This window comes from Desulforamulus profundi (assembly GCF_002607855.1).
In genome coordinates this window covers 65,614-78,793 of sequence record NZ_AWQQ01000020.1, presented here as the reverse complement: position 1 = coordinate 78,793, position 13,180 = coordinate 65,614, and the positions used below count along the sequence as shown (strand labels likewise).

The following is a 13,180-nucleotide window of genomic DNA, read 5'->3' as shown; positions in this document are numbered from 1 at the left end:
AAACAGTTGATTATATGTGGATTTATTGGTATCCTTGTCCATGCGATGTCTCCTTATTTTTGAGATTATGGACAGGACTACCTGTTATACCTCAATTATAAGGAGATTTTAATCATTTTTACAGGATATTGCTGGAAAAACAATGATTTATTGGTTTTTTTCTAGAATTTTAGATATTGACATTTTGGAAATTTATTTATGCAACGCTAGTGGTATAAGGAATAATTTTTCTATTCCTTGAAAAAGAGGGGATTTCTTAATATAGGAAGAAATTATTTTAAAAGGATATAGTAGGAGGTTGTTTTTATGCAGTTTGACAATGTGACCGTCGTTAAAAAGGCCAATATTTATTACGATGGCAAAGTAACCAGCAGAACCGTCTTTTTTGCGAACGGCAGCAAAAAACACTGGGCATTATGCTGCCCGGAGAGTATGAATTTGCGACCGCCAAAAAGGAGATCATGGAAATCCTGGCCGGTGAGCTTCGTTACCGGTTGCCCGGAGAAACCCAGTGGAATACCATTAACGGTGAAGGTGTCTTTGAAGTCCCCGCCAATTCCAAGTTTCAGTTAGAAATTAAAACCCCCACAGATTATTGTTGTTCCTATATTGATTAATTAGCAGAAAAGCTTGGCGGATAGCCAAGTTTTTTCTTATTTGGAGACTTCCAGTTTTTAACACCGATCTTTGCATCCAAAGGTGGTAAGCTCTGGTTATTTTCCTTTTGTTCCCCGGTAGGCGCTTCTTTTCCTGGATAAAACAATTCAGGGATTTAATAATGATTGAACTGGTTAACCGGTTTCTTTTATAATAATTTTGTATCCGAAAAGATCGTAGTTCATAATGCATACTATTTCTGGAAGGGGGAATTAAGATGTTTATGGTATCCATTAATCCGGACAAATGTGCAGGTTGTGGTTCCTGTGTAGACCCCTGCCCTGCTAAAATCCTGGGTATGGTAGATGACAAAGCAGAAGTAACCGGAGATGCTGCAGAATGCATGGGTTGTGAAACCTGTATCGAAATTTGCCCCAGCGGTGCCTTTACCATCATGGAACTGTAGTATAATTTCAGGGGACGTCAAAGAGACGTCCCCTGTATCTTTACTGCAAAAAAATACTTGATTTAATAAAGGAAATAATAGAAGGAGCATGCTTCTAAAAACAGAGGATTTAGCCCAGTGATGCAGAACTAGTATTTTAACGAAGCGGACCGAGGGGGCAATTAGATGGTAAACATTTTTAAAAAATGCGTGTTCTTTGCGCAAGCACTTTTAAACCCTGCGGTTCCCAGCCGGCTCAAATATGAAATGGGTGGATGTTTGCTTTATTTTATCAGTCCCATTGATTTTGTGCCCGATTTCCTACCCCTGACAGGCCGGGCCGATGATGTGGTTGTCCTGTTATGGGGCATAAAACGAGGTTATGATGTGATTAAGGCTCATCGAAAGTTCCTTAGCAAAAATAGCAAAAAAGCACTCCGTGGACTGCCACGGAGTGCTTTTTTGCTATAATGATTTGATTTTATAATAAACTCTTGATCAAATAAGCCACAACACAGAGACCCACAAAAATCCCCACATTTTTAACAACTTTGCTGCGGACAAGGGCATCTTTCCTTTGCTGTTCTCTTTCTCGTCTGAGCTGCTTTTGTGCGGGATCGGTATAATTTAATTTTTTTAGTTTTGGCTTCTCCCTTGGTGTGAATTGAATGACTTTTCCTCTCGCCTTTCCTCTCTCCACCATAAAGCACACCCTTTTCTGCGGTAGATTGTTCCTTTCCTAAATGATTTGTATTTATATAATTATTCAATATCCTCTTTGCCGATGGCATAACCCAGGCTAAAAATATCCTTCAATAAATTATGTATTAGTATTTCCGCCCACTGAACCACTTTAGGGTTGGGTTTGCTCTTGTAAATCCGAGCCAGTTCATTGGATACTTCGGCGATCATCTCCCGGGTATCGTACTTTTCCTCAAATTCCGGGGAGCAAAATATCTCTGCTCCTTCCTCGATGGAGGCATTGAACTGCTTTTCCAACCCACTGAAGTAACTGACAATGTCATTTAATTCCCCCAGGATTCCCTGCAGGGCGGTCTCCATACAGAAATCCAAAAATTTATTGCGTTCTATCTCAGAAAGGCTCTCATAAACAGCTTTTCCTTCTTTATAATAGTGGACCTGGCAGTTGGCCACATTACCTTTCTCAAAACCGGTTCCTTCAAAAAACTCCCTGATGCGTTTTTGCCCCAGGGAACTGATGGAACGATCCCTGTTTAAATTCGCGATAATTTCCGGGGGGCCCAGCTCACATTTAATTCGTAATACTTTAATGTCCTTGAGGTAAAAAATATAATACTCTCCGTACTTCTTACTCTTCACTTCATTCGGGATAATTGTTACTCCCCCCTTACCTGCAAGATGATGGTCCATTGCAATTGAGATATAAAATACAATTCCCTACCAGTCAGCAAAATCCTTCCAAAAGGCAAAACTAACTCATTGTTTCCTCTAAGACTTTTATTATTTACTATTTATGAAAATTTTATAAAAATATTTGAATTGTTATTGTCTTTTACAGACCAGGTGCTATAATGAACTTAGGTTAAGGTTAGTCAAAGTCAAATTATGAGCCGGGTCTGCATCCCAACCCTTCTTCCTATCGTGACAACAATGTGATTCATTTCACTTTATTTTCACTCGTCCTTGCTGCACATTGTTAAATTTCCTGAATAAAATTCACTATAAATAGTTTTATGCAGATGAGCGAACCTCAAAATAATAATTAAAAAAATCGCGGTAATATACTTTATGTAATCTAGGCCCAAACCGTTAAGTCTGGCACAACTCAAACTATTTTATCTATAATTATTTTACTAGTATATATATTTTAAATTTTCTAACTAAAAATCTTGGTATGCTCTTCTATGCAAAAATTTCATGATTAATATTTTTTAATAATTTTTTAATAAAAAGAAGGTTTTTTTAATTTTGCAACAAATAGAACATTATAGTTAATTTGTCGAATAGTCGGGCAATTAGCTAACAACTCTACAGTGTCATTATTGTTAGCAGAGTCGTTAGCATGCATATGCAAAAGTAGTTTTTAGCAAAGGGGGAAAACCTATGCAGAACCAAGTGGCCAAAGAAAAAGAAAAGCAAATCACCAGGCGGGGCTTCCTCAAAATGATGGGGGGTATTGGTCTTACCGGTATCACTGCAACCATTGCCGGCTGCAGTACAGATCCCGCCGGGGGCAAGGGCTGGATGCCACAACAGTACCAGGTTGCCAGTTCCTTCCCTGTCCAGGTAAAGGGTCGTATTCCCATCGATCCTGCTAACCTTCCATTACCCGGGATGACAAAAAGTGCGTTCTGTGCGGCCAGTGCGTAGAGGTTTGTCAAAGGGTCCAGACTGTATACGGGTACTATGAGCTTCCTATCAAAAACGACATTACCTGTGTAAACTGCGGCCAGTGCACCCTGTGGTGTCCCACTGCGGCCATCACTGAGCGTGACGACATTGACAAGGTTGTCAAAGCCCTGGCAGACAAGAACATGCACGTGGTGGTACAAACCGCCCCGGCCAGCAGAGTTGGTTTAGGGGAAGAATTTGGCATGGCTCCCGGCACCTTCGTGGAAGGCAAGCAGGTTGCAGCTCTGAAAAAACTGGGTTTTGATGCTGTATTCGACACCAACTTCTCGGCGGACCTCACAATTTTTGAAGAAGCTACTGAATTAATCAAGCGAGTGACCGGTCAAATTCACGAACCCCTGCCGCAGTTCACTTCCTGCAGCCCCGGTTGGGTGAAGTTCTGTGAATATTACTATCCTGACCTGCTGCCCCATATGTCTACCTGCAAGTCACCCCAGCAAATGCTTGGCACTTTGATTAAGACTTATTATGCCAAAGAAAAAGGCATCAGCCGGATAAAATCTTCTCGGTATCCATCATGCCCTGCACCGCCAAGAAATTTGAAGCTGCCCGTCCGGAAATGAACAGTGCCGGTAAGCATGGCGGAAAACCGGAAATGAGAGACGTTGACGTGGTTCTCACCACCCGTGAACTGGCCCGCTTAATTAAGAGCAAAGGCATTGACCTGAACTCCCTGCAGGACGAAAAGTATGACTCCCTGTTGGGCGAAAGCACCAGTGCCGGCTTAATCTTCGGCGCCACCGGCGGTGTTATGGAAGCAGCCATTCGTTCCGCTTACTTCCTGATTACCAAGCAGGAGTCACCGGAAGCTTTGTTGAACCTGACCCCCATTCGCGGTCTCAAGGGCTGCAAAGAAGCCTCGGTTGATATTCCCGGTGTAGGGGCTGTAAAAGTTGCTGTCGTACACGGTTTGAGCAACGCCCGTCCGATTTTGGAAGCTGTACGCAAAAAAGAAGCTCCCTGGCACTTTATCGAGTTTATGTGCTGCCCCGGCGGTTGCATCGGTGGCGGTGGCCAACCTCGTACCTCTTTACCGCCGTCTGACCAGGTGCGTCAAGCCCGCATCAACAGCATTTACAATGCCGATGCTCATATTTACGCCAAGCGGAAGAGTTACGAAAACAAAGAGGTTCTGGCCCTCTACCAAAAGTTCCTGGAGAACCCCAACAGTCATTTGGCCCATGAATTATTGCACACCCACTATACTGATCGCAGTAAACAACTGACTGTTAAGAAGGACGCGTAACTGTATAACCTAGGAGGTGAAGATCCATGTCAAAAGGCGTTCTGGTTGATTTGACCAAATGTGTGGGCTGCGGCGGTTGTACCGTTGCCTGCAAATTGTATAACGATAATAAATGGGATGAAAAAACTCCTACTATGGGAGACAAAGCCAAACTGACCGACAAAAACTGGACGGTTGTTCACCGAAAAGAGGTGAAAAACAAAGAAGGCCAGCCTGTTTGGCGTTTTGTTAAAGAGCAGTGTTTCCATTGTAAAGAACCTGCCTGCGCCTCTGCCTGCTTTGCCAAGGCTTTCCAGAAGACCAAAGAGGGTCCGGTTATTTATTACCCCCACCTCTGTGTCGGCTGCCGGTATTGCATGGTAGCTTGTCCCTTCAATATTGCCAAATTTCAATGGGATAAAGCGTTCCCGCTGGTAACCAAATGCACGATGTGCAGCAACAAGGTGGCCAAGGGCGAAGCCCCTGCCTGTGTATCCGTTTGCCCGGCCGGAGTATTCAAATACGGCGACCGTGAAGAACTCTTGAAAGAAGCCAGGTCCATCATTGCCAAAGATTCCAAGTACGTTAAGCACATCTTCGGCGAAGAAGAGGTGGGCGGCACCGAATGGATTTATATCTCGGATATTCCCTTTGAACAATTAGGCTTTAAGACCAATGTTACCAAGCGCCCGCTGCCCAGTTATACCGCTGCTTATATGCATGCAACTCCCTATGTGGGTATAACCTGGGGTATCATTTTGACAGGTCTGTATCACTACACCAAACGTCGCAGCCAAATTTCCAAGGAAAACAATAAAAATATCAAAGCCTAAACAGGCAATCACATTTTAGAAAACTGGGGGGATATATATGGCGTCTCACGCCGAAGCCCAAAAGTGGGGTTTTCGAATTACTCCTATCCGCGTATTATTGCTGCTGCTATCCGCAGTTGCCACTGCCATTATTATCTATCGTCTGGTAACCGGTCTTGGCACAGTTACAAACTTAAGCGACGAATGGCCTTGGGGCCTCTGGATCGCTTTTGACGTAATGTGCGGTGTTGCACTGGCCGGCGGCGGTTACGGCACAGCTCTGATCGTTCACGTTCTGCACAGGGATTATTTCCTTCCCATCGCCCGCAGCGCTATGCTGACGTCTTTGATCGGTTACCTGCTGGTCATGGCCGGGCTTTTCCTGGATATCGGTCAGTGGTTTAACTTCTGGCGTCCCTTCGTATCCTGGGGTCACTCCTCGGTACTGTTTGAAGTTTTCTGGTGTGTGTCCTGTTATACCACTGTACAGATCCTGGAATTTGCTGAGATTGCCACTGAGCGCGTCGGAACAAAATTTCATAATATAGCTAAGGCAGCCCTGCCCGTGTTAATGATCGTTGGTATTATCTTCCCCACCCTGCACCAGTCTTCACTGGGCGGCCTGTACCTGCTCATGGTTGATAAGCTGTACCCCCTGTGGTGGTCACCCATTATCTTCCTGTTCTTCTTAATCTCTTCCTTCTTCGTAGGACCTGCGATGATTTGCGTGGAAACCACCCTGGCCGGCAAAGCTTACGATCACTGGATCCCGATTCCGATCCTCCGCAAGTTGATAAGAATTTCAGGATATGCTATGATAGTATATCTGATACTGAAAATCTACGACCTAATGAGTCGAGACGTATTTGGCCTAATGTTTAACGGTACATTTGAAGCTAACATGTTCTTAATTGAAATGGTTTTTGGTATCATCATTCCCATCTTTATTTGCTTCAGCGGCTTCAGCGCATCACGCACCGGCTTATTTGTCTTCGGTTTACTGGTAAGCTCCGGCGTGGTACTGAACCGTATGAACGTAGTAATCATAGGTATGATCCGTTCCACCGGCGTATCCTATGTTCCTTCCCTGGGGGAATTTATCGTGAGCGCCGGCCTGGTAGCCATGGGTGTTTTGGCTTATTGTTTCATCGTTGAAAACTTCCGAATCCTTGAACACGATGATCATCACGCCATGCCGCCTAATGAACAACCCAGCTAGGTAGAAGGGCGGTGGTATACGTCCCCGCCCCTCTTTTTAAAGTTATAAAAATCGCGCCTGCATTGTTTTTCGAAGTAACCCGAGACCTAGTCGGGTTTTCTTTTTTCTTTACTATTTTTATAACGTAATAAGAATTGCAACAAACATTCCATGTAATATAATGCGAATTATGCACTAATAAGGAACGACTTGTAAACTTTTGTGTGCCAGAAAAATACACTTGTTCATTTTTGAGACAATGTATTGTCCAGGTGGAAGGTGGTGCTAACTGAGCACCACCTTCATTCATAAAAAACTTGGAAAACCGCGCCTGCATTTTTCCTAATAAACCCGGTACCAATCGGGTTTTTCTATAGATAGGTACATGTTAAGTTTATTTCACCTGGACGTACTTAACAGTAACCTATATCACACTCTTCGACGATTCCCAAAGCTGTTCTTAACTTCTACTGCTAAGAACGGGGTGGATGCTTGCTCCTCCAAGCTTACTTCATTGTAATTTGATTTCGTAGAAAGGGCAATTTTATGAAAGTATGTAAAATAAAAATATATTAAAACTATTCTAAATATTCTAATCACTATTTAAGGTATTCTCCAAGCCACTAAAATCAGGTCTTCCCCTGATTGCTTGTCCCATTAAAAAAATAAAGTTAATTAATAAAGTAAATTAAGTAAATGAGGTCTGTCTATGTATAGGCGTTTTGTGCCAAAATAAAAATGGTTTAAGAGCCTGTGCCTTAAACCATTTGTGCGGTTGATTGTTATTTTAAATAAGTATATAGTTTTAAAGGCCTGCCAATGGGACCATACTGCATTTCCACCTTCACCCTGCCGCACTTCTCCATAAAATCAAGATATCGACGGACTGTCACTTTCGTGAGTTTTACTTCCTCAGCGATCTCCGACACCGATAGATTTCCTTTATTATTTTTCAAAAAAGCTAGGATTTGTTGAAGTGTAACCTCGTTTAACCCCTTGGGCAATTCGCCCCAGTCTTCCATATATTCAGAGGTACCGATGGCTTGATTGCTATTGGGAAATGCTGTTTCGTTTTTTGATTCTACATTAGGAAAGTTATTCACCTGGGGTAATGCTGTACCTGTTGTTTTACTGATTTGATAGGTTAAGGCTTGGATCCACTCCACCAATTGGTTAAAGGATTGCGCCAGTTCGCCGATTTCATTTTTGCTTCCGATTTCAACCGAAGCAGACACATTGCCGGAGGTAACTTTTTGTGTTTCAGCGGTTATCAATTTCAACGGTTTTATGATAAATCTCTGGGTAAAATAAAGGGATCCGGCAAACACAAGCAGCGTTAAGGCAACCCCGATAAAAGCCATTCTTAAAAGCGACTCGTAGAGCAGTTCATCATAAAATTTTTTTGAAATGCCCACATAAAACATACCAATAATATTGCCCCTTTCATCATAAAGGGGGCTGTAGGCTGTTTGATATTTTTCCCCCAGCACCTCGGCCTCGCCAAGATACTCCTTACCGTTGGAAAGCACACTTTTTGCCACCACGTCCGAAGAATGGGTGCCCACCGCCCTTTGTCCGTCCGGTTTTTTATGGTGGTTGACACCCGCGTGCTGCCAAGAAACAGGGTGCAGGTATCCCCTGTCAGGCTGCTGATATAGTCGACGATCTCAAAGTTGTTGTTCATTTTCACGTCACCCTTGTAGAGATAGCCGTCCACCTCCCGCCAGGGCCCGGGATATTTCAGGTCAATGATGGTCTTGCCTGTAGCCATGTCACTCCTTGCCTTTGTTATGGCTGCCAGTTCCGAAGATTTCTTGATTTGTAAGCCCACTGCAGTCATAAAGCAAACGGCAAGGACCAGCGTTACGACAACGACAAGGATGGTGATTTGCTGTTTAAGTGATTGCATCTGAAGTATTCTCCTTCCCGTTCCGTAAACTTTATTTTATTAAAAAACTTCGACAGATATTTAATTAGACCTGCTGAATTAAGCAAAACTATTTATTATTTGTAAAATTTTCTGAATTATCTATGATTGGTTTTATAGAAAAGCCCCGCACCCTATTTGGATGCGGGACTTAAAACTGTCTATGATTCAGACTCTGCAAAGTTTTTGGGATCCTCCAGGTAGTAAACCACATAGGCCCTTGGGGGGTCCTTCCGGATTTCTGCCATGATGGAAGGTCCTACGGAAACCTCACCGATCAAGTTGATATCGGACTCAATATCAAACTCTTCGTCTTCCAGGGGCTTTAGAACTTCCACCCCTGGATTGGGGTCCTTGGTTTTAATGGCCAGGGCCAGGTATTTTTGTCTTGCTTCTTCCGGGTTGTCCGCATAGATAATTCTGGTGTTGGTTGGGTGCTGCATGATACGATACCTCCAAATATGTTATTTATCCATTTTCTTTGGCAACCAGTTCTGGACCCACCTGTTTAACAGTACAAGCCCTGCCCCCAGCAGTCCTAAAGCACCCAAAGAAACAGCCAGGTGAATTCCCGGACTTAGCTGCAGGGTTTGTACGTAGCATTAAAATTTTTAAGGGCCGAAGAGGCTACCATTACATACAAAATGAGCACAACAAAGACAAAATAGTTGGCTTTCTGGTTGGTTTTTTTGTTTTGCAACGCGGTCTGTCCTTTCCGATATAAGATAAGGGCAAAAACATTGTTAAACGAATGGTTCGTATTACATGGTTTTATTTTACTACAAACCTATTCTTTAGTGTACCGTTCCTCTCTTCATAGAAAAATATTCCTACCCAGAGATTCCTGTTTCAACGACCCATGACTAGACGGTTGCCCGTCCCGCCAGAGGGATCTCCGCAGGCGTCAATTCCCGGAGAACTTCCGGTATTGAATTAATTACCTTGACGTTTTGCCCTTCGCTTAACTTCATATGAATATTATATTACAAAAATAAACATTCTTCTATATTTTATTTAACAGTTACCAACCCTGTACAAACAAGTCCATTTAAATTTTATAAATAATCAATCTTTTAGGGGCGGGCGATCAGCAGCGGGCAGTCACCGCTTGGTGACTGCCCTTGATTGAACACAATGCGATTTAACTAAAAATCTTTAAAAAGTCTGCGCATTTTAACCTGAATTCCACGTTCTCCTTTTCAAATACCTTAATTCCTTTTGCCCTTTCATTCTTATCCAGTGTTTCTACACTGTCCACAAAGCAAAGGGGAGGAAACAGGACGCACCACCAGTTTTTCCCTTTTCCTTCGCCAATGACCACCCTTACCGCATGATAATTGCCCGCGGGCAGGGTTAAGGTACCGTAGGTTTTGGTGGGAAAATCAAAGTCACCCATCATCACAGCCACCCGGTAGTCCTTTCCCTCACGTTTAATTTGTTCCCGGGCCAGTGTTTTAATTTCATCCATACTGTCTAATACAATTTTTTCTGCTTCTTGCCTGCTTGACGCATGACGGAACCGTTCTTTCATTTCATTTACAATGACGTCTCTTACGTGAAGCTTTAAAGTCTGGTCCTCAAGACGATCACTGTTGGCAATCACATGAAAGCGAATCAGCTGGCTGGCAAACTCATGCTGAACATGGGTCCGGTAGGACAAAAAGACCAGGCCAAGCAACAGGATGATTAAACAAAGAAGATATCGCTTCTTTTTTGTATATAACACATCTGCACCCCACATACACTAATTAACTACTAAGAGTATGTGAGGTTTCTGCCAATTTTATACATAATAAAACAAAAAAACCACAGCTTCCGCCGTGGTCAGTTTTTAAAAAACCCTGGGGGTACTTGCCGATTTAAACCATTCGTTAACCTGCTGGCCAAAGCTTCTGCTGTTGTCTAGTGGTGCTGATTGCATTGACCTTCCAGTTCGATGTATTCTTCAAATTGGTCCCGTAAAAACAAATCCACCAGCGGGCGTGTACTGCCCGGCACCACCCAGTGGACCAGCATGCCGCTCTCGTCGTTTCTGATTAACCGTCCACGGTACCCGGCTCTGCATTGCCCAGCTTTACCTTAGCCTTCACCCACACCTCACCCCTGCCGTTATGGACCGCCAGCATTTGCCTGGCCATCTCCAGGGTGTGCATAAGCCCGTTCATGGTTTCCTGCACCTTCCCCTGGGAAAGCATTTCGATCCCCTCTGTGCACAGTTTGATCACGGTATCCAGTTTTACCTTGGGGGCCTCCCGTTCCATCTTTTCCAACCTCCCTTTTAACCGGTGATGATGTTGTAAACTTCAAGGGGCTTGCTGATCAGGGACAACACCGTACCCTGATCTTCAAATACCACGTCCGTTACCCTCAGGAAAACGTTGTAAAAATGCTGGTAATCAAAGGGTTTGGTTTTCCCCAGCAGGACTTCCCGCCAGTTGGCTCCGAATTCCCTGTCCAGCCGGGTTTTTATTTCCTCTTCTGTCGCAAAGTCTTCCAGCGGTAAAACGCCTGTCAAGTTGCCCACGGCAACGATTCTGCGCATATGGTCTCAGCCGGTTTCGTAAAAACAAACCGGTATTTGCAACTTGCCCACTACGTCCACCAGGGAGTTTAACCGGCTGCCGTCCATGGATCCAAGAATTACCTGGTGGTGTTTGGTCACGATTTCCCTTATCTCACTCAGCTGCCCACAGCCGGCGGCGGCCAGAATTACCTGCATAATACCCACCTTCACCTATTAATAATGGGGCGGCCTTTCTTTAAGGGGGCACTTCCGGCAGTAACAGTCATCACATTCATCCTGACAGGAGGTGTTGCATTTGCAAGGAGTATCTTCATAAATACATTTCACAGGTCATCCCCCTAACCGTTTTTTGTGGCCCTCCTGTATTATTTCACCATTAATACCGCTTTTCCTGGTATCATTTCAAACTTAACAGGAAAACCTAAGATTGAGTGGTAAATTCAGGTAAAGGTGGCTGATAAAATGAATCTGACATTGGTGAAAGAAAAAATCCAGTGGGTATCGTGGATTGTAGAAACGTTCCGGTTGGGATAGGGTCGGGATTTGCGGTTATCCCTCCGCCAATGAGATCAATTGCTATAGAAAACGCCCCCCGAGCCGGTAGGCGTTTTCTGTATTTGGTACCTAAGAGATATGCGTTTTATAGCAGTCGGGGTACGCAAGACCACTTTTATATCCTGCATCGGGATGTAAAAGTGGTCTTGCGTTAGTAAAATCAAATTGAAATTAAGGTAGGACTAAACGTGTATCTTAGATTGAGCAGCTTATCATAGTAAGCGAGGTGATAAATTGGTTTTCCTGGTGGTTGGTTGTATTTCAGGCATGGCCATTGGAACTTGTGAAAGTGTAAATATTTTAGTCCACTGGTAGTCCCTTGCTTTTTAACGCCGCAAGGACTTCGGGTTTTACGAAAGATTTCCAAGCCGGGTATCTTTCTTTTAGCTTAAGCAGCTCTTCCCTGTGGTGGTTAAATAACTCCACCAGCTTATTAGGATCATCCTTATACATCTGTAAATATATGATAAGTTTTAAATCCCTAAACATGCACCCATCTCCCCAATGTTTTAGGATAATGGGTATGCGGTAAAAATTGAAATATGCAATGAATTTTATTCACATATAATCGTCAAAACGGTTTAACATCGTGAGACATCATCAACCTTTTAGGGGTTTCCCAAGTACCTAAAAGAAAGAGACCGGCCTGTTGGCGGCCAGGACCACGGTTTGCGCCAGCTCTTCCAGTTTTTCTTCCGGGACATCTATTTTTACACCTTTAACCCGTTGCAGCACTTTCACCACTTCCTCAAAGGAACTGTTGCCGGCCCGCTCCCCCAGGCCGGAAACGGTGGTACTGAGGTATTTGGCCCCGGCCTGGTAAGCGGCCAGGGCGTTGGCGGTGGCCATGCCGAAGTCGTTATGGGCGTGCATCTCCACATCGATCCCGACCTCTTGAATGATTTGGGCCACTTTATCCCTGGTGGTAAAGGGGTCCAGCACACCTAGGGTATCGGCGAAGCGGAGGCGGCTGGCCCCTTCCTCCCTGGCAAACCGGGCAAATGTCAGCAAAAAATTCATATCCGCCCGGGAGGCGTCCTCGGCACCGATGGTTACGGTGCAGCCGTGCTCTCGGGCATAACTGACCGCCCTTCTGACGCTTTCCAGCACCCAAAGGCGACTGCATCTTAACTTGTATTGGATGTGAATGTCGGAAACCGGGGCGGAAATGTGCAGGTTGCGGGCGCCGCAGGCCAGCGAAGCCTTGACATCCCCCAGGGTGGCCCGGTTCCAGGTGGAAACCCTGGCTTTTAGATCAAGGGACAGGATGCGATAGATGGCATCCATTTCCAGCTTTCCCATGGCCGGTATGCCCGACTCGATCTGGTAGACCCCCACCTGGTCCAGCAACCAGGCAATCTTCACCTTCTCATCCACAGTAAAAGCAACCCCCGCCGCCTGTTCCCCGTCACGCAGGGTGGTATCAACAAAGTAGACCGTATTCACGTAGATCACCCTCCAAAACCAAAGCCAATTCATTCAATTCAAGTGGGGACGGTTCCT

Annotated in this window: 14 protein-coding genes and 3 pseudogenes; 6 read left to right on the top strand and 11 right to left on the bottom strand. The window is 44.5% G+C overall.

Features of this window, described 5'->3' with window-relative positions; all coding sequences use genetic code 11:
• Window positions 1-306: 306 nt before the first annotated feature.
• The 3 genes and pseudogenes from ppnP to P378_RS03110 all read left to right on the top strand — a co-directional run bounded on the left by ppnP (window position 307) and on the right by P378_RS03110 (window position 1,513).
• A pseudogene (gene ppnP, locus P378_RS03120) lies at window positions 307-617 on the top strand (pyrimidine/purine nucleoside phosphorylase).
• Window positions 618-874: 257 nt separating this feature from the next.
• Entirely contained in the window at window positions 875-1,063 is a 189-nt protein-coding gene (locus P378_RS03115; RefSeq protein ID WP_099082240.1) for an indolepyruvate ferredoxin oxidoreductase subunit alpha, read from the top strand.
• Between the two features lie 165 nt (window positions 1,064-1,228).
• Window positions 1,229-1,513: a YkvA family protein gene (locus tag P378_RS03110; protein WP_238472813.1), complete on the top strand. Its 285-nt coding sequence runs from the start codon at window positions 1,229-1,231 to the stop codon at window positions 1,511-1,513.
• Window positions 1,514-1,523: 10 nt separating this feature from the next.
• Here the strand turns inward: P378_RS03110 and P378_RS03105 are convergent, their stop codons facing one another.
• Window positions 1,524-1,745, bottom strand: a complete 222-nt coding sequence (locus P378_RS03105; RefSeq protein WP_099082239.1) for a hypothetical protein — start codon at window positions 1,743-1,745, stop codon at window positions 1,524-1,526.
• 59 nt (window positions 1,746-1,804) lie between these two features.
• Window positions 1,805-2,383 (bottom strand): hypothetical protein, encoded by a 579-nt coding sequence (locus P378_RS03100; RefSeq protein WP_238472812.1) that lies wholly within the window; start codon window positions 2,381-2,383, stop codon window positions 1,805-1,807.
• Window positions 2,384-3,127: 744 nt separating this feature from the next.
• Between P378_RS03100 and P378_RS03095 the strand changes: the two are divergent.
• The 3 genes and pseudogenes from P378_RS03095 (at window position 3,128) to nrfD (ending at window position 6,692) form a co-directional block, all read left to right on the top strand.
• Window positions 3,128-4,682 (top strand): annotated as a pseudogene (locus P378_RS03095) ([FeFe] hydrogenase, group A).
• Between the two features lie 26 nt (window positions 4,683-4,708).
• The gene (locus tag P378_RS03090) at window positions 4,709-5,494 is read left to right on the top strand and encodes a 4Fe-4S dicluster domain-containing protein (RefSeq protein WP_099082237.1); all 786 of its coding nucleotides are present in this window, start codon (window positions 4,709-4,711) and stop codon (window positions 5,492-5,494) included.
• A 37-nt stretch (window positions 5,495-5,531) separates the two neighbouring features.
• A complete protein-coding gene (gene nrfD / locus P378_RS03085; RefSeq protein ID WP_099082236.1) occupies window positions 5,532-6,692 on the top strand; it encodes an NrfD/PsrC family molybdoenzyme membrane anchor subunit in 1,161 nt (386 codons plus the stop codon).
• 761 nt (window positions 6,693-7,453) lie between these two features.
• Here nrfD and P378_RS20770 read toward each other — a convergent pair.
• The 9 genes and pseudogenes from P378_RS20770 to P378_RS03050 all read right to left on the bottom strand — a co-directional run bounded on the left by P378_RS20770 (window position 7,454) and on the right by P378_RS03050 (window position 13,123).
• Window positions 7,454-7,945 carry an HTH domain-containing protein gene (locus P378_RS20770; protein ID WP_238472814.1) on the bottom strand — a complete coding sequence of 164 codons (492 nt, stop codon included), beginning with the start codon at window positions 7,943-7,945 and terminating at the stop codon, window positions 7,454-7,456.
• A gap of 156 nt (window positions 7,946-8,101) precedes the next feature.
• Window positions 8,102-8,355 (bottom strand): annotated as a pseudogene (locus tag P378_RS20765) (cache domain-containing protein); the annotation flags it as partial.
• A 404-nt stretch (window positions 8,356-8,759) separates the two neighbouring features.
• Window positions 8,760-9,041 carry a hypothetical protein gene (locus P378_RS03075; protein WP_099082235.1) on the bottom strand — a complete coding sequence of 94 codons (282 nt, stop codon included), beginning with the start codon at window positions 9,039-9,041 and terminating at the stop codon, window positions 8,760-8,762.
• Window positions 9,042-9,739: 698 nt separating this feature from the next.
• Window positions 9,740-10,276 carry a stage II sporulation protein R gene (gene spoIIR, locus P378_RS03070; RefSeq protein ID WP_420795967.1) on the bottom strand — a complete coding sequence of 179 codons (537 nt, stop codon included), beginning with the start codon at window positions 10,274-10,276 and terminating at the stop codon, window positions 9,740-9,742.
• Between the two features lie 358 nt (window positions 10,277-10,634).
• A complete protein-coding gene (locus P378_RS20760) occupies window positions 10,635-10,859 on the bottom strand; it encodes a hypothetical protein (RefSeq protein WP_238472810.1) in 225 nt (74 codons plus the stop codon).
• 17 nt (window positions 10,860-10,876) lie between these two features.
• Window positions 10,877-11,140, bottom strand: a complete 264-nt coding sequence (locus P378_RS03060; protein ID WP_099082233.1) for a hypothetical protein — start codon at window positions 11,138-11,140, stop codon at window positions 10,877-10,879.
• A gap of 6 nt (window positions 11,141-11,146) precedes the next feature.
• The gene (locus tag P378_RS19335) at window positions 11,147-11,317 is read right to left on the bottom strand and encodes a hypothetical protein (RefSeq protein WP_180260954.1); all 171 of its coding nucleotides are present in this window, start codon (window positions 11,315-11,317) and stop codon (window positions 11,147-11,149) included.
• Between the two features lie 660 nt (window positions 11,318-11,977).
• A complete protein-coding gene (locus tag P378_RS03055; RefSeq protein WP_099082232.1) occupies window positions 11,978-12,166 on the bottom strand; it encodes a hypothetical protein in 189 nt (62 codons plus the stop codon).
• 138 nt (window positions 12,167-12,304) lie between these two features.
• Complete coding sequence (locus tag P378_RS03050) at window positions 12,305-13,123, bottom strand: beta/alpha barrel domain-containing protein (RefSeq protein WP_099082231.1); 819 nt, start codon at window positions 13,121-13,123, stop codon at window positions 12,305-12,307.
• Window positions 13,124-13,180 lie beyond the last annotated feature (57 nt).